This is a genomic window from Comamonas flocculans (assembly GCF_007954405.1).
GTDB classification, from domain to species: domain Bacteria; phylum Pseudomonadota; class Gammaproteobacteria; order Burkholderiales; family Burkholderiaceae_C; genus Comamonas_C; species Comamonas_C flocculans.
Genome location: NZ_CP042344.1, coordinates 2,315,450 through 2,339,050, shown reverse-complemented (window position 1 = coordinate 2,339,050; position 23,601 = coordinate 2,315,450). Strand labels below are relative to the sequence as shown.

Genomic DNA, 23,601 nt, shown 5'->3' with positions numbered 1-23,601 from the left:
CCATGGGCAGTCTCTACAGCGAATACACCACCTGGCTGCACCATGGGAGCGCTGGAGCCAAGCTGCTGGCGCTGTCCCTGGCAGGCATGTTGTTGTTTGCCACCAGCCAGCCCGGTGCCCTGGCCGCCGCTTCCCTGCTGTGCGCGGCGCTCTACGCGAGCCTCGGGCAGGCCACGCTGGGCTCGCGGCGCCTGCTTGGGTCGGTCACCGCCGCCGCAGCGCTGGTCGCTGCGTTTCACGCCTGGATGGGCACCTGGCAGACGGGGCTGGCCAGTGCCTTGCGCCTGGCCAGCGTCTGCATGCTCGGCATCGCCTTCACCGTCACCACACGCAGCAGCGATATCGTCGAGGTGCTGCAGCGCCTGCTCGAGCCACTGCGCCCGCTCGGCGTCCAGCCCGAACAGCTGTCGCTGCAGCTGGCCTTGATGCTGCGCTTTACCGAGCATTTCTTCATCCAGTGGAAAAAGCTTGACGAGGCGCACCGCGTGCGCACCGGCCGCGCCGGCGGCTTGCGGCTGGTTGCGCCTCTCACGGTGCAGATGCTCAAGACCATGCGCAGCGCAGGCGACGCACTCTACGTGCGCCTGGGGCGGGACTGAAGCTGCGCGCAATGCCGCGTGAGCGCTACGCGCCTTCCTTCAGATGGGTGGCAAAGGCCTTGCGAAATTTCGCCACCTTGGGTCCCACCACGAAGCTGCAGTACGCCTGGTCGGGGTTGTTGCGGTAGTACTCCTGGTGGTAGGTTTCTGCCGGCCAGAAGGCGGCAAGCGGCACGATCTCGGTCACCACGGGCGCGGTGAATATGCCCTCGGCCTGCAGCTCGCGCACCATCTCGCGCGCAATCTGACCGTGCTCGGGCTCGCTGTAGTAGATGCCGCTGCGGTATTGCGTACCCACATCGTTGCCCTGGCGGTCAAGCTGGGTCGGGTCGTGCGTGGCAAAGAAGATCTCCAGCACGCTCTGCAGGCTGATCTGCGACGGATCAAAGCGCAGCTGCACCACCTCGACGCAGCCGGTGCTGCCCGAGCAGACCTCTTCGTAGCTGGGCGCACGCTCCACCCGACCATTGGCGTAGCCACTTTGCAGCGCGGTGATGCCGCGCACCCGCTCGAAAACCGCCTCCGTGCACCAAAAGCAACCGCCGCCCAGTGTGATGACTTGTTCATTCGCCACAATGCACTCCATGAAAACCGGTTGCGCCAGAGCGGATACAAGCGCCGCTGCGGCAACCGTACTGCCTAAAATAGCAGGTTTGCCACCGTGCCGTGGTCTGCCTTCGGAGTAACTGCATGAATCTGCCCTTGAACACGCTCGCCGACCCCAGCGATCGCCTCGAGCAGGCGCGCTACAACATGATCGAGCAACAGGTGCGCCCCTGGGACGTCTCCGACGCTCAAGTGCTGGAAGTGATGCAGCGTCTGCACCGGGAAGACTTTGTGCCCGCGCCCTACCGCGACATGGCGTTCACGGACATGGAGATCCCGCTGCACGACGATCCGGTCGAGGCCATCCGGCTGGGCCAGATCATGCTGGCGCCACGTGTCGAAGCGCGCATGCTGCAGGACCTCAAACTCAAGGCCAGCGACCGCGTCCTCGAGGTCGGCGCGGGCTCGGGCTTCATGGCCGCGATGCTGGCAAGCCTGACGGCGGACGTCACCTCACTCGAAATCGAAGAACGGCTGGCGCGCATGGCCGGCGCCAACCTGGCCCGGGCCGGCATCACCAACGCGCGCGTGCTGCATGCGAACGCCGCCGAAGCAATCGCGGGTGGCCCCTACGACGTGATCGTTCTCAGCGGTTCGGTCGCACAGGTGCCCCAAGCCTTGCTGGACCTGCTGGCACCGGACGGCCGGCTCGGCGCCATCGTCGGTTTCAAGCCGATGATGCGCGCGACCTTCATGGAGCGCAGCGGCAACGGGTTTTCCACCACCGAGCCGTGGGATGTGGTCACCGCACGGCTGCGCCACTTCCCGCAGCCGTCGCAGTTCAAGTTCTGAAAGCACGCCCGTCTGCCATGGTCCCGCAGGTACGCCCTCGCGATCTCGAGGCCTGGCTGGCCGCGCGCAGCGAGCGCGGTCCACTGCTGCTGGACGTGCGAGAACCCTGGGAGCTGAAGCTCGCGCACGTCGCCCCGCGCGGCCTGGAATGCATCAGCATCCCCATGGCAACACTGCCCGCCCGCCTGGAAGAGCTGGACAAGACCCGCCCGCTGGCCTGCCTGTGCCACCTGGGCGGGCGCAGCATGCAGGTGGCGCTCTATTTGCAGCAGCAAGGCTTCGAGGATGTCGCCAACGTGGCGGGCGGCATCCACGCATGGTCGCTCGAGCTCGATCCAGACATTCCCTGCTACTGAGCCGCAGGCGCGCAAGGCAAAAAAACGCACCACGAGGGTGCGTTCTTTGTCTTGGCGGAGACGAAGTCCGCCATAATGGGTTCTCAAGCATCGTCATGTGGCATCGTAAGTCGCTGATTTATATGAATAATATGAAAAATATCTTCCCGTGAGTTCCCGCGCATTTTCGCGCGTTCCAATGTTTTATGTGGGCGGGATGTGGTAATGTTGAGTTTGGCGGAGACTTCATGCCACGCATCGCAAAACAACTTTCTGAACGTGCAGTAGCTGCCATCAAGCAGCCGGGGCGCCGGGCCGTCGGCGGCGTTCAAGGATTGCATTTGCTCGTGTCGCCGACCGGCTGGCGGTCGTGGGTGCTGCGCGTCGTCGTCGCTGGCACGCGGAAAGATTGGGGGCTCGGAGCGTACCCCGGAGTCAGCCTCGCTGCAGCACGCGACGCTGCGCGCGCGGTGCATGACAGTATCCGCGCCGGCGAAGTGCCCGAGCCCGCGACGAGCAAGCGCAAGCGGCTTGCCGCCGAGCAGCTCGCAAACACAGAAAAAACGTTTGATTTTTGCGTTGAGCGATTTTTGGACGCGAAGGGCGTCGAATGGCGCAACGCGAAGCATCGTGCGCAGTGGCGCAGCACGCTCGCGCAGTACGCCTCTCCGGTGTTGGGAGCGCTGCCTGTTAGCGAGATCGAGCGCCGGCACGTTCTCGCTGTGCTGACTCAGCCGGTCGGCGGCGAGTCAACACTGTGGCTCGCAAAAAACGAGACAGCGTCTCGACTACGCGGTCGCATCGAGCGCGTGCTTGATTGGGCGGCAGCGAGCGGCTACCGCCGCAGCGGCGAGAACCCCGCGGCCTGGCGCGGGCATCTTGACGCGCTGCTGCCGGCCCCGGGCAAGATTCAAAAGACCGAGCACCACAGGGCGCTACCGTATGCTGACATCCCGGCATTCATTGCCGCATTGCGCAAGCGCGACGGCGCAGCAGCGCGAGCGCTTGAATTCGCGATTCTCACCGCTGCACGGAGCGGCGAAGTGCGAGGTGCGACATGGGATGAGCTCGACTTCGAAAATCGACTTTGGACTATCCCTGCGGGCCGCATGAAAGCTGGGCGCGAACATCGCGTGCCGCTCTCCGCAGCGGCGGTCACGCTTCTCAAAAAGCTGCCCGGCGTTGCCGACTCTCCCTACGTTTTTCCAGGCGCTCGGGGCCCGCTGTCGGACATGAGCTTAACGGCGGTGCTGCGCCGAATGAACGTCGATTGCGTGCCACATGGGTTTCGTTCGTCGTTTAGAGACTGGGCTGCAGCCGGCAATTGGCCGCGAGAGCTCGCCGAACTCAGCCTAGCGCATGTCACCAAGGGCAAAGTTGAAGCTGCGTACTGGCGCGCAGATGCACTTGACAAGCGTCGCGAATTGATGCAGGCGTGGGCAGAATACTGCCAAACGCACGAAGAAACGCCCCCGAAAAAAGGGGGCGTGAATCAAGCGAAAAAGACCTGACTGCGTGAAGAACGCAGTCGCCGAGCCATGCCGACGGGTGCCAAAAAAAAATAAGGATTTTTGGCATGGTCTTCGGCTGTATCGTCAATCTATCGCTCGCCCTCGATTCGTCAAAATCGAGTTCTTCGCCCCTGTGCTGCCAAGCACGTCGGGGCTATCACTGCAATGAGCTGCCACGCTCAAAACGCTCTCGCTTGCGAGAGCGCACACGCTTTTCAACCGCTGCCAGCTTTCGCCTGCATCTGCACGGGAATGCAGACGCTCGCTCACCCCTTGTTTGGTTAAAACTCGGAGGTCGCTCGAAGGCTAATCACCAGCGCTCCCTCTCTTGTGCTTGCGTCCCACGGACGCTGCGCGGTGCCACACGCGCTAGCCGTCAGAGATTCCCACGTTAGCTCAAATCGTCAAACCCGCCGCCAGCTTTTCACTGGCGATTTGGGGATACGGAGTCTCGAAGTAGCGACATCGCATACGCTTCGCGGCTTGCGCCGCTTTCGGCCTACGATGTTCCGTAGCTAGGCTTACCCGCCGCTACTTGTCTTCAACTCACCAAGCTTTCTGCAGCTCGTACCCAAGGGTTTTGACTCAGATGGGGGACTCACACCCCCACTTACAGGCTTAAGCTATCCAGAGACCTGCGCTTTCGCGCAGTGCCGAGCAGTCCAGGTTTCCCCTCATGCCCCTGCCGCATTTCTGCGGCCTCATCAGCCCACCTGCTGAGTCCGGGTTGCGCCGTTCGTCTTCCGAACGCCCCCCGGCGCGGATTCGCCACATCGTGGCCCACCGCTTCGATTTGAACAGGGACTGTCTGCAGTGCCGTCGCTCTCCCGAGCGCGCATCTGTGCAGACAGTATCAGTGCATTACTGCACCTCCCGTTTCCGTGTCGCCCAACAATCGATGCACAACAGCGTTGTGCAGAGAGATTGGGTCGAGGGGAGACTGTCGTCTCCCGGCGCCCGACTCAGCCGCACCAGCCAGCGTTACCCGGCATGCAGCTAAAGCGGTTTGCTCTCCCTGGCAAGGAAGAGCGTGGGGTTTCCCCCGCGTGTGTTTTGCAGTTGGCAGTCTGCCCGCTGTACCCGTCCGCGCCCGAGTACGGGTACAGGGGGCAGACTGCGCGCTGCGTGCGTGCGCGTCACATTTCTGTGTCGCGCGTCGCTCACTCGGCCCTGCCTCGTGTAGCGATTGATTGATGCCGCCGGCTGGCGGCATCAAGGAACATCTTTAAATGCAAGCTTGCTTACGCAAATCACATAACAACCACGCGCGCTAGCGCGGAAGTAAAGCGCTAACGCGCCTCACATTGCACGCGTCCGCTCGCAATGTGATTGGGTTGTCGCTAGACGGGTCATCAGCTCAAAAAAAAAGGATGTCGCGATGCCCGCATCGACCCCCATTTCTCGCTCGAAAACCGCGGCGCTCACGCGCGTTCTTGACGCCGCGGGTCGCGGCTATACGCGCTACGTGACTGGAAAAGTCGATGCAAAGAAAGTCGAGCGCGTCATCAAGAAGCTGCACGAGCGACACGCGATTGGCGCAACGCCAGCCCAGCGGCTGACCAGAAAGCAGCATGGTCAGGCAAATGCGATTCTTGCGCTGTACTGGCCAAAGGAAGAGGTGGAGGCCGACTGGGCGCTACTGTTCACCCCCGGCGAGCTCAGCGCGTCCGAGAAGCTAGAGGACGTGGCGAGCAAAAAGCGTCTTGTGTTTTTGGGCTACGAACTTGTGCGGCACGCCGCTCGCGGGCGCGCCGCGTGGACCTGGCGACGGCCGAAGGCGGAGATGAAGGAGCACTATGCGATGCTCGGCGACGCGAGACACCGGCGGCGTCCTGACGAACTCGCGGCGCACTTGCAGCGCCTGGCAAATCAGCCGGGATTTCACGGCGTGCGCGAGCAGTCAAAGACGCTGTTGGAATACGCGCGTCGGCACGGCTATGCAGGCGAGCTGCCGGCGCTTTACTACCTGCGCAAAGTTGCACACGGTGAGTGTTTCGCGCTGTAGCCTCCCCCTCTCTTGGGGGGGGCTGTGCCCCCTCGCTTCGCGAGCCTCCCCCCACCTCGACAAGGCGCTGTTACCTGATATGGCTTCGTGGGACACTTAAGGAAAGGTCTGCAAAAGTCCACCACCTGAGCCCCTCGGACGTTGAACACCCATGAAGCAAATGAGCCTTGCCACAAGCGGATTTGAACTTTCCCCCAAGAGGACGCGCAAGCGTGCATTCCTCGATGAGATGGATGCCGTCATCCCATGGCCTGATCTTCTGGCGCTGATTGCACCGCACGCGCCTGCAGGCAAGACGGGGCGCCCTCCCTTTGCGCTGGAGACGATGCTGCGCATTCACCTGCTGCAGCAATTCTTCGGGCACTCCGACCCGGCGATGGAAGAAGCCTTGCACGACGTTCCCCTGTACCGAGAGTTCGCCCACTTGGACGCGGGCATCACCCGCCTGCCCGACGAAAGCACCATCCTGCGCTTTCGACACCTCTTGGAGAGGAACGAGCTGGCAGCTCAAATCCTTGCCACCGTCAATGCCCAACTGGCCGCCCGTGGTCTGCTGCTCAAGAGCGGCACCGTGGTCGATGCCACCTTGATTGCCGCACCCAGTTCCACCAAGAACAAGGATGGGCAGCGCGACCCTGAGATGCACCAAACCAAGAAGGGCAACCAATGGCACTTCGGTATGAAGGCGCACATTGGCGTGGATGCCGATTCGGGCTTGGTGCACACCGTCACCACCACGGCCGCCAACGCCCACGACATCACGCAGGCAGCGGCGCTGTTGCACGGCGAGGAAACACAAGTCTTTGCAGATTCGGGCTACCGAGGTGTTGACAAGCGTGGCGAAGTACAGGATCAACACCCCGATACCCGTTGGCACATCGCCATGATGCCGGGCAAGCGCAAGAAGCTCGACAAGAACCGCCCCCTGGATGTGTTGCTCGATCAGATGGAGACCGTCAAGGCGCGTATCCGCGCCAAGGTCGAGCACCAGTTCCGAGTTCTCAAGTGCCAGTTTGGCCACCGCAAGGTGCGCTACAAGGGCCTGGCCAAGAACACCAGCCAGCTTCTGGTGCTGTTTGCGCTGTCCAATCTGTGGATGGTGCGCAAGCGCATTTTGCAGGGAGCGCGGGCATGAGTGCGCCTGCAGCACGGGCGAGAGCCCGCAATACGGCTGAAATTGGCCGAAAGAGCGGGAAATCTGACGCAAATTCGGCTTCGGTTTCACCATGTGAATGTTCACGCGTCAGCTTGCGCCATGAGGCGGGTTGTGCAGACCTTCCTAAGGCAATGCTGATTAAGGTCCACGGTCAGCGAGTGTGAGACGTTAGTTGGTAAAGAGAACTGAATTTCTTGATCCGTCGACGATGTGCGACGTGTCATCCAAGTTGGTCGGGGCAAGGCGATCACCGTGGCAGTGGGCCTCGTGGCTTCGTCTTTGCGCGCCCGCGTAGTCTCTTCGATTTTTACCTTGGGCTTATTCGATCTTTCCTTTTGGTAGGGTGTTATTTAGACGTTGTGCGGCTAGTGGGGCGCTGTCGCAGGGCGAAGCTCCCCCAAGGCTGCGGAGCGTGCCGTAGCCTCGAGCGCAGCCCGTGACGTTTGTCAGGGGCGCCGGTTGCGACGCATGCACCGGCGCTCGGTCAGACTGTTTCTCAAGGAAATTCGCATCCCTTGACGATCGTCTCGGGGCGGTTCAACCTGCTGTTTGCGCGGAATGCTGACGAGCCACCGTAGGCCGGACAGCGCACGCCGCTGCAGCAGTGACGAGCCAGAACATATAAAACTCCGCGCTATACACCCCACCAGCATCTACCTGATGCGGGTGGGCATTCGTGTGGCGGGGGCTGGCTCGCTCGTGTGCTCTACCTACCACCAGCGCAAGGTTCAACACCATGCATTTCAATCAAGCTAACTCCGCGCGAAAGGAGCTGCTGCAAACGGTCTGCACAAGCGACATTCTTGTGTCACCCGAGCCTCCCGTACGCTACGTTTGGGAAGGTCGCTGCCCTCGCGGCGTGGTCACGCTGTGGGGCGCATGGTGGTACTGGGAAGAGCCTGGTGGCTTTGATGCTCTCGGTCGCCGCCGCGACCGGGCGCCCACTGTTTGGCGTGCCCACTGAACGCACCTACGTGTTTTTCGCTTCGTTCGAGGATGCCACTCCTGTACTGCGCAGGCGTTTGGCAAACATTTGCCGCGCATGGCGGATTACCTCAGGGGCGCGATCGCGCCTGACGTCAGGTGTCCTGAGATGCGCGAGCGCTCTGCGTGGTCCTGCAGTCCCGAGACAGGCCGCTGCTGTAGGGCCCGCCGACTTCGCTCCCTCGCTTGCTATGCAGGCAAGACGTTTCTTTTTGCCGTGCGCTCGAAAGGTTTATCCGAGCACAGGCACCTCAGCACAGTGCGTTCGACTGGCTGATCCTGAGGATGGATGGCACCTCGATCCCCTGCCCTTCATCCTGGCTGCATTCGGGGTCTTGCGCCTCCCGCGAGGATGTAGCTTGATTGGTGGCGCTCCACTGCACCCTACGCATTCGAAATGCATCGATACACTCAATCACATGCCTCCTCAACCCGCGCTTTCCTCCTTCATCTGGTCCGTTGCCGATCTGCTGCGTGGTGACTACAAACAGTCGGATTACGGTAAGGTCATCCTCCCTTTCACCGTGCTGCGCCGCCTGGACTGCGTGCTCTTGCCTACCAAGGACGCCGTGCTGGCTGAACTGGCCGCCAAAGAAAAACTGGGCGTCAACCCCGCGCCATTTCTCAAGCGCAAGACCGGGCTGCCCTTCTTCAACCAGTCGCCGCTTGATCTGAACAAGCTGTTGGGCGACCCGTCCAACGTGGCGCAGAACCTGTTCGCCTACATCCAGGGCTTCGGGCCCGAAGTGCGCGACATCTTTGAGCACTTCGAGTTCCAGGCCCAGATCGAACGCCTGTCCAAGGCCGGGCTGCTCTACCAGGTTACCGAGAAGTTCTGCCAGGTGGACCTGCACCCCAGCCGCGTGAGCAACGCTGACATGGGGACGGTGTTCGAAGAGCTGATCCGCAAGTTCGCTGAACTCTCCAACGAAACCGCTGGCGAGCACTTCACCCCGCGCGAAATCATCCGCCTGATGGTCAACCTGCTGTACACCGAAGACGGCGATGCGCTGTCCAAACCCGGTGTGGTGCGCACCCTGTACGACCCGACTGCCGGCACCGGCGGCATGCTCAGCGTGGCGGGCGAATACTTGGCCGAACTCAACCCCAAGGCCAGCCTGAACGTCTACGGGCAGGAGCTCAACCCCGAGTCCTTCGCCATCTGCAAGGCGGACATGCTGATCAAGGGCCAAAACGTGGACAACATCGTCTTCGGCAACACGCTGAGCGATGACGGCCACCCCGGCGAGCACTTCGACTACATGCTCTCCAATCCGCCGTTTGGCGTGGAATGGAAGAAGGTCGAGAAGGAAGTGCGCCGTGAACACGAGACCCAGGGCTTCTCCGGGCGCTTCGGTCCCGGCCTGCCGCGCGTCTCAGACGGTTCGATGCTGTTCCTGCTGCACCTGATCAGCAAGATGCGACCCACGGGTGAAGGCGGCAGCCGCTTCGGCATCGTGCTCAACGGCTCGCCGCTGTTCACCGGCGGCGCGGGCTCGGGCGAATCGGAAATCCGCCGCTATGTGCTGGAGAACGACCTGCTTGAAGCCATCGTCGGCCTGCCCACCGACATGTTCTACAACACCGGCATCAGCACCTACGTCTGGATCATCAGCAACCGCAAGCCCGCAGCGCGCAAGGGCAAGGTGCAGCTGATTGACGCGTCAGGCATGTGGCAGAAGATGCGCAAGAGCCTCGGGTCAAAGCGCAAGGAACTGAGCGACGCGCACATCGACCGCATCACCCGCCTGTTTGGCGATTTTGTCGAGGCGCAGGAAGACGACGGCACCCCCATCAGCCGCATCTTCGACAACGAAGCCTTTGGCTACCACAGCATCACCGTCGAGCGCCCGCTGCGCGATGAAGCGGGCAACATCGTGCTGGGCCAGAAAGGCAAGCAAAAAGGCAAACCCCAGCCCGACGCCAGCCTGCGCGACACAGAGAACGTGCCCTACACCGAAGACGTGGGCGAATACTTCAAGCGCGAGGTGCTGCCCCACGCGCCCGACGCCTGGATCGACCCCGACAAGACCAAGGTGGGCTACGAAATTCCGTTCAACCGGCACTTCTACGTGTTCAAGCCGCCGCGCCCGCTGGCGAAGATTGACGCCGAGCTGAAGCAGACCACCGACCGCATCCTGGACATGATCAAGGGGCTGTCGGCATGAGTTTTCCGCGATACCCGGAGTACAAGGACAGTGGGGTGGAGTGGCTGGGGGAAGTGCCGGCGCATTGGGAGGTTGAACGAATTAAGCGTCGCTGCGAGGTTTTCCCAAGCAACGTAGACAAGAAGATGCATGAAGGCGAAAAGCCTGTGCTTCTCTGTAACTACACCGACGTGTACTACAACGACCTCATCGTCGCCGGATTGGATTTCATGGCGGCCTCGGCGACTGATGAGCAGATTGTTCGCTTCACGCTACAGCGTGGCGACACCATCATCACCAAGGATTCGGAGACAGCAGACGACATAGGCATTTCGGCTTTCGTGCCAGATGACCTTCCGGGTGTTGTCTGCGGTTACCACCTAACGATGATTCGACCGAGCGTTGGAATCGATGGCGCATTCGTGAAGCGCTTGTTCGATGCGCACTCAACGAAAGCGCATCTTGAGGTATCAGCCAACGGTTTGACACGCGTAGGGCTTGGGCAATATGCGTTGGACAACCTGACCTTTGCTTGGCCTCCGCTGAATGAGCAGAGGAACATCGCCACCTTCCTCGACCGCGAAACCGCCAAGATCGACGCGCTGGTGGCCGAGCAGGAAAAGCTGATCGCCCTGCTGCAGGAAAAGCGCCAGGCCGTCATCTTCCACGCCGTGACCAAGGGGCTGGACCCGAACGTGCCGATGAAGGACTCGGGCGTGGAGTGGCTGGGGGAGGTGCCAATTCACTGGGAGGTCAGTCCATTCAAATGGCTACTTGATCGAAATGATGGCGGTGTCTGGGGAGACGATCCAGATGGCACTGATGACACCTTGGTACTTCGATCAACCGAACAAACCGTAGACGGTCAATGGCGGCTGGAAAACGCTGCGACGCGCAAACTATCGGCAACGGAACGAGCGGCAGCTCTACTGGAATCGGGCGACCTCGTCGTCACCAAGTCAAGCGGAAGTTCATTGCACATTGGCAAGACCACCCTTGTCACAGATGAAATCGCGCAACTCGGCTGTTGCTATTCCAACTTCATGCAACGCTTGCGAATGAAGCCGTCGTTTAGCCCATTACTCGCTTGGTACATCCTGAACAACGACATTGCCCGACTTCAATTTGATCTGCTATCCAACTCCACGACCGGGCTTGCCAATTTGAACGGCACCATGATCGGCCAGATGATGTTGGCGATCCCACCCGGTGAGGAACAAACCGCCATCGCCACCTTCCTCGACCGCGAAACCGCCAAGCTCGACACCCTGATGACCGAAGCCCGCTCCGCCATCACCCTCCTGCAAGAACGCCGCACTGCCCTGATCTCCGCCGCCGTCACCGGCCAGATCGACGTGCGCGGGCTGGCGGGCGGCGCAATTGCTCCTAATTCAATAGCTGCCAGCGCTTATCCAGCAAGCGATGGTGGCTGATTTTGCTTCAAATTCACCTCTTTCCCTTGCCCCATGAAGCCTTAAAGGCAACAATCGTCGCCTTATGAGCAACACACAGGACGCCATGAACCTGCTGTTCCCCGCCAACCGTCAACAAGTGCTGGCGGCGCTGCTGCTGCAGCCGGGGCACAGCCTGCACCTGCGCGAACTGGCGCGGCTGACGGGCAGCCATGCGGGCACCCTGGGGCGCGAGCTGGGCAAGCTGGCCCAGGCGGGGCTGCTGCTGCGCAGCGACCAGGGCAACCAGGCGCGCTACAGCGCCAATGTGCAGCACCCGCTGTTCCCCGAGCTCTCCGCCATGTTCCGCAAAACGCATGGCGTGGTGCCCGCGCTGCGCACCGCGCTGGAGCCGCTGGCGGGGCAGATTGCGCTGGTGTTTGTCTATGGTTCGCTGGCCAGCGGCAGTGCCACCGAGCACAGCGATGTGGATGTGCTGCTGGTGGGCAGCGTGGATTTTGTGGCGGTGGTGCAGGCGCTGTACCCGCTGCACGAGCAACTGGGGCGCGAGGTGAACCCGGTGGTCTGGGCGCCGCAGGAGCTGGCCGACAAGGCCCGGGCGGGCGATGCCTTTGTGCGCGACGTGCTGCGCAAACCCAAACTGTGGATCAAGGGAGACGACCATGAGCTTGAGCAACTTGCAGGCCATTGGCCGCCTGCAGGCGCAGCCGCCTGACCCGCCCGCCATGGCCAAGCTGCTGCAGGCAGCGCGGCAGAACCTGGCCGATGCGCGGGTGCAGCAGATCAGCGCCAGCAATCGCTTTGACGCGGCCTACAAATGCATCATGCAGTGCGCCATGCTGGGCCTGTGGGCCAACGGCTGGCGCACCTCCACCAGCCAGCCCGGCCACCACCAGACGGCCATCCAGACGCTGGACCAGACCCTGGGCGTGCCCAAGCCCGACCTGATCGTGCTGGACGCCCTGCGCCGCCAGCGCAATGTGAACGACTATGAGGGCGACCCCATTGCCGACGCCACCCTGCACGCCTGCCTGGCGGCCGCAGACAAGCTGCTGGGGCATACGCTGCGCTGGCTGCAGGCCCAGCACCCGGAATGGGGCTTGGTGTGAGCTGCGGTACTGCGTTTTACTATCAATTGAATAGCTGTTTGCGCTTGTATGGCAAGCACTAAAGCTCTGTTTTATTCAAAATTGCCATGGCCCTGCACAACGAAATCGCGTTCGAGACCGACATCTGCAACCACCTGGCGCAGCACGGCTGGCTTTATGCCCCGCCAGGCACCGAGGGTGACGCCAGCGGCTACGACACCCCGCGCGCCCTGTACCCCGCCGACCTGCTGGCCTGGGTACAGGCCACGCAGCCACAAGCATGGGAAGCCCTCACCAAAAACCACGGCAGCGCTGCCGAGGCCATGCTGCTGGATCGCCTGCGCAAGGCGCTGGATAGCCAGGGCACGCTGGAGGTGCTGCGTCACGGCTTCGATGTGCTGGGCCTGAAGGCGCCGCTGCGCATGGCGCAGTTTCGCCCCGCGCTGGGGATGAACGCCGAGCTTGAGGCCCGCTACGCCGCCAACCGCCTGCGCGTGCTGCGCCAGGTGCGCACGAACCACGACGACGTGATCGACCTGGTGCTGCTGCTCAACGGCATCCCGGTCGCCACGGCCGAGCTCAAGACCGACTTCACGCAGGACGTGAACCGGGCCATCGACCAATACCGCTTCGACCGGATGCCGAGGCCCAAGGGTCGCGGCACCACCGAGCCGCTGCTGGACTTCCCGCGTGGCGCGCTGGTGCACTTTGCCGTCAGCAACCGCGACGTGCACATGACCACACGCCTGCTCGGCCCCGCCACGCAGTTCCTGCCCTTCAACCTCGGCGATGCCGGCGGCGCAGGCAACCCGCCGTATGCGGCGGGCCACCGCACCCACTACCTGTGGGAGCAAGTCTGGCAGCGCGATTCATGGCTGGAGATCATCGAGCGCTACCTGGTGACGCTGCGCGACGACAAAAAGCGCATCCAGGCCATCGTCTTCCCGCGCTACCACCAGCTCGACGCCACGCGCCGTCTGGTGCAGGCGGTGCGCACCGAAGGACCGGGTGGGCGCTACCTGATCCAGCACAGCGCGGGCTCAGGCAAGACCAACTCGATTGCCTGGACGGCGCACTTCCTCTCTGACCTGCATGGTAGCGAGAACCGCAAGGTCTTCTCCAGCGTGCTGGTGGTGAGCGACCGCAACGTGCTGGACGCGCAGTTGCAGGATGCCATCTTCGACTTCCAGCGCGTCACCGGCGTGGTGCAGGCCATCACCGGCAACGACGCCAGCAAGAGCAAGCAGCTGGCTGCGGCGCTGTCGAGTGGCAAGAAGATCATCGTCTGCACCATCCAGACCTTTCCGGCGCTGCTGAACACGGCGCGTGAGCTGGCCCACACGCAGGGCAAACGCTTTGCCGTGATTGCCGACGAGGCGCATTCCAGCCAGACCGGCGAAGCGGCGGCCAAGCTGAAGGAACTGCTGAGCGCAGATGAGCTGAAGGAGTTGGCGGACGGTGGCGAGGTCAGCAACGAAGACATCATGGCCGCGCAGATGAGCGCCCGCGCCGGGGCGGACGCGGGAATCACCTACATTGCCTTCACCGCCACACCCAAGGCCAAGACGCTGGAGCTGTTCGGCCGCAGGCCTGATCCCGCCCAACCGGCAGGACCCACCAACCTGCCGCAGGCCTTCCACGTCTATTCCATGCGCCAGGCCATCGAGGAAGACTTCATCCTGGATGTGCTCAAGAACTACACCCCATACAAGCTGGCCTTCAAGCTGACCCACGATGGCCAGGATTGGGACGAGGCCAAGGTGGAGCAAAGCAGCGCCGTCAAGGGCCTGATGCGCTGGGTGCGTCTGCACCCCTACAACATCAGCCAGAAGGTGGCCATCATCGTTGAGCACTTCATCGACAACGTGCAGCCGCTGCTGGGTGGCCACGCCAAGGCCATGGTGGTGACGGCCAGCCGCCTGGAGGCGGTGCGCTTCAAGCGCGCCATCGACCAGTACATCCGGGAGCAGCGCTACGACATCGGCACTTTGGCGGCCTTCTCGGGTGAGGTAATGGATGAGCACAGTGGCGATCCGGTGACCGAGCGCTCGGCCAGCCTGAACCCGGGCCTGAACGGCAAGGACATGCGCGAGGCCTTTGCCACCGAAGCGTTCCAGATTCTGCTGGTGGCCAACAAATTTCAGACCGGGTTTGACCAGCCGCTGCTGTGCGGCATGTATGTGGACAAACGCCTGGCGGGCATCCAGGCGGTGCAGACCCTGAGCCGCCTGAACCGGGCTTACAACGGCCCGTATGGCCTGAAGGACACCACCTATGTGCTGGACTTCGTCAACGACCCGAACGAGGTGCTGGCCGCATTCCAGACCTATTACGAAACCGCGGAGCTGGCGGGCGTGACCGACCCGAACCTGATTCTGGACCTGAAAGCCAAGCTGGACGCGAGCGGCCATTACGACGAGTTCGAGGTCGATCGGGTGGTAAACGCCGAGATGAATCCCAAGGCCACCCAGGCCATGCTGGTGGCGGCCATCGAGCCGGTGGCGGATCGCTTGCTCAAGCAGTACAACGCCGCCAGTGAATCGCCCCAGGTTTCGAGGAGGCTACGTGGTTAAAGTGGCCGCCTCTTCCGAAGCGTGTTTGATTGCCAAGTTACTGAAGTATTTTGCTTCAGCTTCTACTGGTGGAATGTTACCGATGGGTTCAAGCAGTCGTTCGGTGTTGAACCAGTGGACCCAGCGCAGTGTGGCCAGCGCCAGTTGCTCACGAGATCTCCACGGCCCCAGTCGCTTGATCACCTCGGTCTTGTACAGGCCATTGATCGTCTCGGCCAAGGCGTTGTCGTAGGCGTCACCCACGGAGCCCACCGAGGCGGCAACGCCAGCGTCGACCAGGCGCTCGCTGTAGCGCCAGGACAGATACTGTGAGCCTCTGTCCCCGTGATGCGTGAGCGCGCCCTTGTCCGGCTGACGCGCGTGCAATGCCTGCTCCAGGGCGTCCAGCACGAAATCGGTGTTCATGCACGTGCTTGTCTGCCAGCCCACGATACGGCGGGCAAAGACGTCGGTGACGAAGGCCACGTACAGCCATCCCTGCCAGGTGGACACGTACGTGAAGTCGACCACCCATAGCTGGTTGGGTCGCTCGGCGGTGAAGTTGCGATTGACCCGATCGAGCGGGCACGGCTGGGCGGCATCGGCCATAGTGGTGCGCACGCGCCTGCCACGGCGTGCACCTTCGATGCCCAGGTGCTTCATCAGCCGAGCCACGGTACAGCGAGCCACGGCAATACCCTCACGCTGCAACTGGTGCCAGAGCTTGCGCACGCCATAGACCTGCCAGTTGGCGTTGTACACACGCTCAATCTCTACGGCCAGCACCTCATCGCGTTTGGCTCGCTCGCTACGCAGTTCAGGATCGCGCTGACAAGCAGCGTGACGCCAGTACGCCGACGGGGCGACCTGCAACGTCCTGCAGATCGGCTCGACCCCATGCACTTCGCGGTGCCTGTCGATGAACGCGTTCACTTGAATTTGCGGTCGAGCTCCGCCTGGGCGAAAAAAGCGCTGGCAAGGCGCAATATCTCGTTGGCGCGCCGCAACTCCTTGACCTCACGCTGCAGCGCCTTGATCTCATCGCGCTCGTGCGTGGTGACGCCGGGCCGCTGCCCGCCATCAACCTGGGCGCGCTTGACCCAGCTCAGCAAGGTTGTGGGTGTGCAGCCGATCTTGGGGGCAATCGCCGCCACGGCCTTCCACAGGGAGGGATACTCGCCCCGTCCCTCCTGCACCATCCGCACTGCGCGTTCGCGCACCTCTGCGGAAAACTTCGTTGCATTGTTCATGGCTCAATCCTCTCAAAGATTTGAGCCTCCTCGGAAACCGGGGCGATTCACCAGAGACAAGCTGGGCGCCGCCAAGCCAGATAGGGCCGAAGCACAGGCCGCCAAGGACGAACTGGATGCACTGCTCTTGTTCAAGCGCGACCTGGGCACCTATGTGCGCGTGTACGCCTTCCTGGGCCAGCTCTTTGACTACGGCAACACTGCCATCGAGAAGCGCGCCATCTTCTTCAAGCGTCTGCTGCCCCTGCTGGACTTCGGTCGCGAGCGCGAGGGCATTGATCTGTCCAAGGTGGTGCTGACGCATCACAAGCTGAAAGACCAGGGCCAGCGTGCACTGGTGCTGAACGATAGCGGTGGTGAGCACAAGCTCCAGCCCATGACCGAGACCGGCGGCGGGAAGATGCAGGACAAGGAAAAGCTGCTGCTGTCGGAAATCCTGGCCAAGCTCAACGACCTGTTCGAAGGTGATCTGAGCGAGGGCGACCAGCTGAGCTACGTGAACACCCTCAAGGCCAAGCTTGATGAATCGGAAGTGCTGGTGCAACAGGCCAGGAACAACGAGAAGCCGCAGTTCGAGGCCTCGCCTGACCTCGATGCCGAACTGGAAAACGCCATCATTGATGCTTTCGAGGCGCATCAAGTGATGAGTCGCCAGGCGTTGAATTCAACGGTGGTACGCGCTGGACTCAAGGCAATTTTGCTGGGGCCGGCGGGGTTGTATGAGGCGCTGAAAAGCCAGGGCTGATCCTTGGATCTCGGGGTTTGGGGAGAGATGTCTGCCATATGAGCGAAGGAACGCGCGATTCGTCAGTTCAAGGTGGGGATTTCGGCTTAACGCGGCCATCATGGGGCCAATGTCAGCGGCTGGTAGGCAGCGGTTGGAGCCGGTCGCGGATCTGATCCGGCTTCATGATGCCGGGCACCAAGCTGTCATCGGTTCACCAAGCAGCGCGGCCGCGACAATGACCGGTATCGAGGGAACTTCGGTCCTCCGGGGTAGTGGGCTGCACGTCTCCTAGCCAGCTCACTGCCGAATGTCCGCTGTTCGCGGGAGCCAACTCACGCTCTCGACCCAAAGCCGCCGAATCAGTCTCTCGTGCTCCATGGGCAGGTGTTTAAGTGGAGCAGCCGTCCGAGCACAAGGGTCGCGGACAGAGCCTCTCCACAGCTGTCGCTCTAACCCGTGTAATGGAAGGGTGTGGATTACGGTCGCGTTGAGCTGCCGCGGTCTGCATTGATCTCATCGAGTACATCGTGCGGGTTTTGATCATGAACTCTTGCGGGTCTCGGTTAGGCGATCCCTTCTTCGTGGCGCTCAACCCGCACCCTGCAGTCAGCTAGCGTAATCTCTGGTTGATTCTCGCTTCAGTATCCTCCCGAGCAGCTTCCCGCTCGTAGGTATCTGTCAGCTTCATAAGCAGTTCGGAAGCCACGTACGGCGATGACATCCGGAGCTGCTGGGCCCACTTTCTGTATTTCTCGGCCAGTTGGCGTTCCTGATCCCCGCCGGGACCTCGAGTATGAACCCCTCGTGAGTTGTACACGCCAGTATGCGCTCCGCGCATCATATCCTCGGACTGGAGATCTTCCATCACGGTTCTCACCGCCTCACAAGGCCAGGCGCCGTCCTTGCCGATCTGCGCCGAGGCAAGCAGTTCTCCAATTACGACATCAGCGATTCCGATGCGCGACAGCTCCGCGCAGGACTTGCGCACGGTTTCGGTCCACTTTGCCAGGCGCTCAGCATCAATGCTCCCTTGTTCGTCGCTTCCAGGGATTCTTTTCATTGCTTGTATGAGCTTGTATCCCCGTTCAGCCATTGGTCTGGCTTTTTCTGCTTCAACTCTGAATTCAGGAGGGTCCTCCGCTCGGTCACTGCGTTTGTACGTCCATACGATGGCTTGGACCAGTACTTCAGGGTGATCCTCGACGTAGCGCTCGAGGTTCGGAATTGCGGACTTGGCACGCCGGTCCCATCCGCGGTCAAGCACTTCTAGATACGCGAATTCAAGGCCGGCCTTCTGTTCGAGTGACAGTTCGGAAGTCTTGTTGATGCATTCGAAGGCCCTTTCGACGTGGTAGTGCTCAAGCAGGTATTCGCCCGCCTTGTCGTCGCCGTCCTGTGCCATGACCGTGAGAAGTTGGAAGAGCGTGTGGACCGGCAGCTTTTCGGGGTGATACTTCGCGAGTGCAAACGCTGCGCGTGGTCGCCTAGCCTTCATGAGCATGTCGACCGCCTTGGCGATCTCCGCAGGGGAGTCCCGCATCCAGCCGGGAACGACCTCCTTCCAGTACCGCGTTTCAACCTCCTCTCCATATGAGGAGACCAGCGACCAAGTGCCTTCGCCGAAGGGCGCGAGCGCCAGGAAGCGGGCCGCGTTGTCGGGACCAATCGCTGTAATGGCAGAGCTTAAGAATGCTTCGCGTTTTTTGTCGTTGGGCATCACGCCTAAAGCGCCTTGGATCAGCCATTCCGATGCTCGGGTCGCAGACTCACTCTCGCTCCTTTTCTGGAAGGCTTGGGTCGCCAGGGCGAGCAGCTCTTCCTCGTCCAGCACTCGCTCGGCCACAAGGGCGCCGATGATTCCCGATGCTCCGCTACGGATTGCCGTATCGAGCAAGCCGGCGACGCCATACTGCCCGTGGATTTCTTTCAGCGCATCGGACCGCTGCTTCCGGATCCGCGCCTCGCGCTCTTCATAGTCAATATTTTCTAGGTCTTCGAGCTCGCCGGCAGACTCTTCGATCCAAGTGCCCTTGAAAAGCCACGCGTGCTTGTCGAGGAGATTGCTCGGTTCAAGCGCGGTATGGATGTGCTTTGCAGCAGCCGCTACACGGGATTGCTTGCTGCTTTTCCTCGCGCGCAGAGTTGCGCGACGGGACAACGTCGAGACTCGAATTTTTTCGCGCAACGCAATCTTGTCGCTGTCGCTTGCGGTCTTCGCCCATGCCTCGACCAGCGCCCATGCGCGATCCTGATCAGCATCCGCCAGGTCGTGGAGGCGGTCGATTAGGTCGGACAGCATCGACACCGAGTAGCGTGGCTGCGATAAGGCTAGGAAAGGTCTGCAAAAGTCCACCACCTGAGCCCCTCGGACGTTGAACACCCATGAAGCAAATGAGCCTTGCCACAAGCGGATTTGAACTTTCCCCCAAGAGGACGCGCAAGCGTGCATTCCTCGATGAGATGGATGCCGTCATCCCATGGCCTGATCTTCTGGCGCTGATTGCACCGCACGCGCCTGCAGGCAAGACGGGGCGCCCTCCCTTTGCGCTGGAGACGATGCTGCGCATTCACCTGCTGCAGCAATTCTTCGGGCACTCCGACCCGGCGATGGAAGAAGCCTTGCACGACGTTCCCCTGTACCGAGAGTTCGCCCACTTGGACGCGGGCATCACCCGCCTGCCCGACGAAAGCACCATCCTGCGCTTTCGACACCTCTTGGAGAGGAACGAGCTGGCAGCTCAAATCCTTGCCACCGTCAATGCCCAACTGGCCGCCCGTGGTCTGCTGCTCAAGAGCGGCACCGTGGTCGATGCCACCTTGATTGCCGCACCCAGTTCCACCAAGAACAAGGATGGGCAGCGCGACCCTGAGATGCACCAAACCAAGAAGGGCAACCAATGGCACTTCGGTATGAAGGCGCACATTGGCGTGGATGCCGATTCGGGCTTGGTGCACACCGTCACCACCACGGCCGCCAACGCCCACGACATCACGCAGGCAGCGGCGCTGTTGCACGGCGAGGAAACACAAGTCTTTGCAGATTCGGGCTACCGAGGTGTTGACAAGCGTGGCGAAGTACAGGATCAACACCCCGATACCCGTTGGCACATCGCCATGATGCCGGGCAAGCGCAAGAAGCTCGACAAGAACCGCCCCCTGGATGTGTTGCTCGATCAGATGGAGACCGTCAAGGCGCGTATCCGCGCCAAGGTCGAGCACCAGTTCCGAGTTCTCAAGTGCCAGTTTGGCCACCGCAAGGTGCGCTACAAGGGCCTGGCCAAGAACACCAGCCAGCTTCTGGTGCTGTTTGCGCTGTCCAATCTGTGGATGGTGCGCAAGCGCATTTTGCAGGGAGCGCGGGCATGAGTGCGCCTGCAGCACGGGCGAGAGCCCGCAATACGGCTGAAATTGGCCGAAAGAGCGGGAAATCTGACGCAAATTCGGCTTCGGTTTCACCATGTGAATGTTCACGCGTCAGCTTGCGCCATGAGGCGGGTTGTGCAGACCTTCCCTAGCTCTATCATTTTGCCCGCGAACTCTAATATCGGCCCCCACGTCGGAAACGGCTCACCGTGGCCGTATCCGTCCGGGCGCCAAGTCGGCTTGTGGCTGTAGTCCCCGACTTGGTGGTGGTTGCCGAATTGCGCGACGCAAAGCGTCCAGGCGACATCCGGGAACCTGTTGAACAGGACTTTTACCAGCGCCAAGCGCTCGTCATTATTGGCTGCAGTCTGGGGCATCCATGATCGGAATATCGCTGCCAGCGAATGCGCCGGTTTGTTGACCCAGTTGTCGTTGATCTCTATCTGCGCGAGACGTGCGAGAATCATCACCGTACGAGGAAGCGTCTCCGGATTCCATGCGAGCCCTTCCAACGCCCAGAGCAGTCCAGTGCGGCTGGGACTGCCGAATATGCCGGACCCAGCGGGACGAAGGAGGCCGAAAACTGCGGGACTGCTCGTTTTCAGGTCGCGCTCGATGATCGAGAGAAATTCGGTCGGCGCTGCTTCAGCGTAGAGGGGCAGGTCGCGGTCGTTGGCTTCGAGGGTGCGCGTGGTGAGGGGATCGCTAAGTAGGTCGCGCACTACCAGGGCGGCCTCGACCTCCGTATCTATCCCCAAGCGTGCCTTGAAAAGGCCCACCCCGTGAACGGCTAGGAGTACGAGCGTTTCCGAAATGCCCTGACGGAACGCTGGAGAAAATTCCCGAGTCTTGCCGTGAATGGACGCGGCCCATCGCTGGTCTTCGGCGAGATCAAGAGAGGGATCATCCTCGCCCAGCACCATCCGAGCGACGTCGAAATACCGCTTCAGGTCATCGCGGGTCACGTAGCGAGCAATGGCGTAGAGTAGGTCGATCTTCGAGACGACCCCGCGATATGTCCCGATGGACCAAAGCGGTGAGTCGTTCAGTTGGATCAGGCGTTGGAAGTCCTTTTCCAGTGCTTCGTACGCGCGGTCGCCTGCCAGCAGGGACAGTCCTGCCATGTCGGTTTCGTTGAGCGCGTGCCACGCGCCTACCAGCATGAAGGCGATTAGGTTCTCCGGGGCCTGTTGCTGTGTCGCCCAAAGTGGCATTCGTACGGCCTCGACGGTCGCGAGCCGGCGGCGCAGGACGGTAAGTGAGCGTCCCGACTCGTTTGCTAGGCTCTTGATCTCATCCCGGTTCTTGCCAATGCCTTTAAGCGCGGAATCGAATGTTTCGAAACTGACGGGTTCGAGAACGATATCCGGCTCTGCGTTGACGGAGTTCCTTGGATACACCACGATGGAGTGCAATTGTTCAGCGTACGGCGCGAGTTCAAGTTCGACTTCGCGCGAGTGCACTACTGGAATGATCGGCCTCGTTCCGCCTGCAAGTTTCGGTAGGACACCAGCTTTATCGAAAACCAGGATCTGGTACCGATAAGGTTCCAGTTCGGCACTTCCTTCGGGGCCAAAGCACTGGGCAACAAAGGCCAGCGCTTCGTTGGTGGAGTCCGCTGCGACCACGATTGGACCTTTGGGCCCCTTCGCGAGGCGGGAAGCGAGCTTGCGCTTCGCGTCCTCGATGGCCGAACTGAACAGCGAGCCGGGCAGCGGTGGAGTTGCCACGTTCGCCCAGTCTGTCCAGCACTTGTCGAGCGAGCGGACGCTCTGCGTCGGGGATCCTGTCTCGTTGGCAAACCATACTTGGCCGGGCAGAGACTGATCCACCCACTGCTCAAGGTCGCTGGAGTCATAGGCCCGGACGTCTTTCCAGGAACCTTCTTTCTTCTTTTCAGTAACCCAAGCGTTTTTGCCAGCCCATCTGCGAGGAGTGACGAAAACGAATTCCATCGATGCCCTGTCATTTGCATCAGTTGCAGCTACGCTTTTCTTGTAATCTTTGTCCGCTTTCGTCTTAGGATCCTCGTTGGTGCCAAACTCCCAACCCGAGTGGCCAGCCGGCACCCAAGCAGTTCCCTCGTTCGCCACGATTCGACCGTCCCAGCCGGCACGCTGGGAGTCGTCGTTACCCGGGAAGTCGACTTCCGTGAGTCCGCTCCCTGTCGAATGGACCAAAGTCCTCAGGAATACCGCGAACCTGCTGCGAGCGACGATGTTGTGCGAAGCCCAACTCTCTATGTCGTTGGCTTTGATTGCCAGGAACGGGGGGACATACGCTTTCGCGTTCGTCGGGATACTCTTCTGTTTAGCCTTGAAGGCGTCGTACTGAGCCTGCATTTCGAGCAGATCTTTCCTGGGGAATCCGAATGCCTTCTCGATGCGAGTCGCCATATCTGCAGTGAGGGACGCTTTCCCGTTAAGCAGGTTGGAAAGTGCCGGACGTCCGACGCCAATAAGCTCGGCGGCTTTAGTCACGGACATATTCGCCGGGAAAACCTCTGCCTTGATGCGTTCGCCAGGATGACGGACTTCGCTGGTGTCCATATGCTTCCAATCGCTAACTGTTGGCTGTGAATCGATGGCAGCGACCATACTGCATGGTGTAGCGCGACACAATACAGTATTCATCGAATTTGGCGTTGGTCGACCAGCGTCGGGCGAACAACTTGGCTGAATAGTCAGTCGCAAGCATGAACCATCGGTGGTTGCGCTAATCGGCAGGCGGCCGGGCCTGCCGCCGGAGCTTGTGAGTGTCCGCTTAGGCCGCGAGGACTCGTAGCCCGTGCGGCAGGTTTCGCGGTGGACCGGTCTTCTGGGTGTCTGCTCAAGCGGGAAACCGAGCGTCGGCAGTTGGCCGAGAGGACCCGTTCACACACGTTGGAAGCCGCCATTCCCGGAAGTCTCACAAGTCTCCTCCCGCCAAGTGACCGGTTCAAGTGGTAGACCGGTCTCTTGCGGTACTGACCGATGAAATCTCTGCTGTGGCACTTTGAACATGGCACGACGCCGAAGTCGAGCGGCAGCAACCAGCCTGTAAATGCCATTCAGTTATACGTGTGTTGATTTCCC

General features: G+C 61.3%; 16 protein-coding genes, 2 pseudogenes and 1 other annotated feature. Of the genes and pseudogenes, 14 read left to right on the top strand and 4 right to left on the bottom strand.

The window, feature by feature from the left end; translation table 11 throughout:
• Positions 1–2 precede the first annotated feature (2 nt).
• Entirely contained in the window at positions 3–599 is a 597-nt protein-coding gene (locus FOZ74_RS11225) for a CbiQ family ECF transporter T component (protein ID WP_146913147.1), read from the top strand.
• Positions 600–624: 25 nt separating this feature from the next.
• Here the strand turns inward: FOZ74_RS11225 and msrA are convergent, their stop codons facing one another.
• Positions 625–1,185 carry a peptide-methionine (S)-S-oxide reductase MsrA gene (msrA, locus tag FOZ74_RS11220; protein ID WP_146913146.1) on the bottom strand — a complete coding sequence of 187 codons (561 nt, stop codon included), beginning with the start codon at positions 1,183–1,185 and terminating at the stop codon, positions 625–627.
• Positions 1,186–1,289: 104 nt separating this feature from the next.
• Here msrA and FOZ74_RS11215 point away from each other — a divergent pair, with 104 nt between their 5' ends.
• The 11 genes and pseudogenes from FOZ74_RS11215 to FOZ74_RS11170 all read left to right on the top strand — a co-directional run.
• Positions 1,290–1,997 (top strand): protein-L-isoaspartate O-methyltransferase family protein, encoded by a 708-nt coding sequence (locus FOZ74_RS11215; protein WP_146913145.1) that lies wholly within the window; start codon positions 1,290–1,292, stop codon positions 1,995–1,997.
• A gap of 17 nt (positions 1,998–2,014) precedes the next feature.
• Complete coding sequence (locus FOZ74_RS11210; RefSeq protein ID WP_146913144.1) at positions 2,015–2,353, top strand: rhodanese-like domain-containing protein; 339 nt, start codon at positions 2,015–2,017, stop codon at positions 2,351–2,353.
• 227 nt (positions 2,354–2,580) lie between these two features.
• Complete coding sequence (locus FOZ74_RS11205) at positions 2,581–3,843, top strand: tyrosine-type recombinase/integrase (protein ID WP_146913143.1); 1,263 nt, start codon at positions 2,581–2,583, stop codon at positions 3,841–3,843.
• Between the two features lie 1,378 nt (positions 3,844–5,221).
• Entirely contained in the window at positions 5,222–5,848 is a 627-nt protein-coding gene (locus FOZ74_RS11200) for a hypothetical protein (RefSeq protein ID WP_146913142.1), read from the top strand.
• A gap of 151 nt (positions 5,849–5,999) precedes the next feature.
• Positions 6,000–6,983: an IS5 family transposase gene (locus FOZ74_RS11195; protein WP_146911817.1), complete on the top strand. Its 984-nt coding sequence runs from the start codon at positions 6,000–6,002 to the stop codon at positions 6,981–6,983.
• Between the two features lie 932 nt (positions 6,984–7,915).
• Positions 7,916–7,990, top strand: a pseudogene (locus tag FOZ74_RS16565) (hypothetical protein); the annotation flags it as partial.
• Between the two features lie 417 nt (positions 7,991–8,407).
• The gene (locus tag FOZ74_RS11190) at positions 8,408–10,156 is read left to right on the top strand and encodes a type I restriction-modification system subunit M (protein ID WP_255437577.1); all 1,749 of its coding nucleotides are present in this window, start codon (positions 8,408–8,410) and stop codon (positions 10,154–10,156) included.
• Positions 10,153–11,568: a restriction endonuclease subunit S gene (locus tag FOZ74_RS11185; RefSeq protein ID WP_146913140.1), complete on the top strand. Its 1,416-nt coding sequence runs from the start codon at positions 10,153–10,155 to the stop codon at positions 11,566–11,568. Before FOZ74_RS11190 ends, FOZ74_RS11185 begins: the two co-directional genes overlap by 4 nt.
• A gap of 64 nt (positions 11,569–11,632) precedes the next feature.
• Positions 11,633–12,262 carry a nucleotidyltransferase domain-containing protein gene (locus FOZ74_RS11180; RefSeq protein ID WP_146913139.1) on the top strand — a complete coding sequence of 210 codons (630 nt, stop codon included), beginning with the start codon at positions 11,633–11,635 and terminating at the stop codon, positions 12,260–12,262.
• Entirely contained in the window at positions 12,210–12,656 is a 447-nt protein-coding gene (locus FOZ74_RS11175; RefSeq protein WP_186764583.1) for a DNA-binding protein, read from the top strand. The genes FOZ74_RS11180 and FOZ74_RS11175 overlap by 53 nt, the downstream gene beginning before the upstream one ends.
• 86 nt (positions 12,657–12,742) lie before the next feature.
• Positions 12,743–15,175: pseudogene (locus FOZ74_RS11170) on the top strand (type I restriction endonuclease subunit R); the annotation flags it as partial.
• A 21-nt stretch (positions 15,176–15,196) separates the two neighbouring features.
• Here the strand turns inward: FOZ74_RS11170 and FOZ74_RS11165 are convergent.
• Positions 15,197–16,437 (bottom strand): IS3 family transposase gene (locus FOZ74_RS11165; protein ID WP_432417458.1). Its coding sequence is split into 2 segments (ribosomal slippage): positions 15,197–16,146 and positions 16,146–16,437, totalling 1,242 coding nucleotides; the frame shifts between segments, so codons are not numbered across the junction.
• Positions 16,046–16,159 (bottom strand) — a sequence feature (AL1L pseudoknot). Its footprint overlaps the gene before it by 114 nt.
• On the opposite strand from FOZ74_RS11165, the gene FOZ74_RS11160 reads away from it, so the two are divergent.
• Positions 16,436–17,182: a hypothetical protein gene (locus tag FOZ74_RS11160; RefSeq protein ID WP_146913136.1), complete on the top strand. Its 747-nt coding sequence runs from the start codon at positions 16,436–16,438 to the stop codon at positions 17,180–17,182. The two genes, FOZ74_RS11165 and FOZ74_RS11160, sit on opposite strands and share 2 nt — an antisense overlap.
• 592 nt (positions 17,183–17,774) lie before the next feature.
• On the opposite strand, the gene FOZ74_RS11155 is transcribed toward FOZ74_RS11160, so the two are convergent.
• The gene (locus FOZ74_RS11155; RefSeq protein WP_146913135.1) at positions 17,775–19,463 is read right to left on the bottom strand and encodes a hypothetical protein; all 1,689 of its coding nucleotides are present in this window, start codon (positions 19,461–19,463) and stop codon (positions 17,775–17,777) included.
• Positions 19,464–19,546: 83 nt separating this feature from the next.
• On the opposite strand from FOZ74_RS11155, the gene FOZ74_RS11150 reads away from it, so the two are divergent.
• On the top strand, positions 19,547–20,530 hold the full coding sequence (locus FOZ74_RS11150) for an IS5 family transposase (protein ID WP_146911817.1): 984 nt from the start codon (positions 19,547–19,549) through the stop codon (positions 20,528–20,530).
• A 101-nt stretch (positions 20,531–20,631) separates the two neighbouring features.
• On the opposite strand, the gene FOZ74_RS11145 is transcribed toward FOZ74_RS11150, so the two are convergent.
• Positions 20,632–23,124, bottom strand: coding sequence for a HigA family addiction module antitoxin (locus tag FOZ74_RS11145; RefSeq protein WP_222434167.1), 2,493 nt, complete (start codon positions 23,122–23,124; stop codon positions 20,632–20,634).
• Positions 23,125–23,601: the final 477 nt, after the last annotated feature.

Bases quoted from the DNA above. Each gene is read 5' to 3' on its own strand.
- FOZ74_RS11225 (WP_146913147.1), top strand. From the start codon at position 3: ATGGGCAGTCTCTACAGCGAATACACCACCTGGCTGCACCATGGGAGC.
- msrA (WP_146913146.1), bottom strand. From the start codon at position 1,185: ATGGAGTGCATTGTGGCGAATGAACAAGTCATCACACTGGGCGGCGGT.
- FOZ74_RS11215 (WP_146913145.1), top strand. From the start codon at position 1,290: ATGAATCTGCCCTTGAACACGCTCGCCGACCCCAGCGATCGCCTCGAG.
- FOZ74_RS11210 (WP_146913144.1), top strand. From the start codon at position 2,015: ATGGTCCCGCAGGTACGCCCTCGCGATCTCGAGGCCTGGCTGGCCGCG.
- FOZ74_RS11205 (WP_146913143.1), top strand. From the start codon at position 2,581: ATGCCACGCATCGCAAAACAACTTTCTGAACGTGCAGTAGCTGCCATC.
- FOZ74_RS11200 (WP_146913142.1), top strand. From the start codon at position 5,222: ATGCCCGCATCGACCCCCATTTCTCGCTCGAAAACCGCGGCGCTCACG.
- FOZ74_RS11195 (WP_146911817.1), top strand. From the start codon at position 6,000: ATGAAGCAAATGAGCCTTGCCACAAGCGGATTTGAACTTTCCCCCAAG.
- FOZ74_RS11190 (WP_255437577.1), top strand. From the start codon at position 8,408: ATGCCTCCTCAACCCGCGCTTTCCTCCTTCATCTGGTCCGTTGCCGAT.
- FOZ74_RS11185 (WP_146913140.1), top strand. From the start codon at position 10,153: ATGAGTTTTCCGCGATACCCGGAGTACAAGGACAGTGGGGTGGAGTGG.
- FOZ74_RS11180 (WP_146913139.1), top strand. From the start codon at position 11,633: ATGAGCAACACACAGGACGCCATGAACCTGCTGTTCCCCGCCAACCGT.
- FOZ74_RS11175 (WP_186764583.1), top strand. From the start codon at position 12,210: ATGAGCTTGAGCAACTTGCAGGCCATTGGCCGCCTGCAGGCGCAGCCG.
- FOZ74_RS11160 (WP_146913136.1), top strand. From the start codon at position 16,436: ATGGCTCAATCCTCTCAAAGATTTGAGCCTCCTCGGAAACCGGGGCGA.
- FOZ74_RS11155 (WP_146913135.1), bottom strand. From the start codon at position 19,463: ATGCTGTCCGACCTAATCGACCGCCTCCACGACCTGGCGGATGCTGAT.
- FOZ74_RS11150 (WP_146911817.1), top strand. From the start codon at position 19,547: ATGAAGCAAATGAGCCTTGCCACAAGCGGATTTGAACTTTCCCCCAAG.
- FOZ74_RS11145 (WP_222434167.1), bottom strand. From the start codon at position 23,124: ATGGTCGCTGCCATCGATTCACAGCCAACAGTTAGCGATTGGAAGCAT.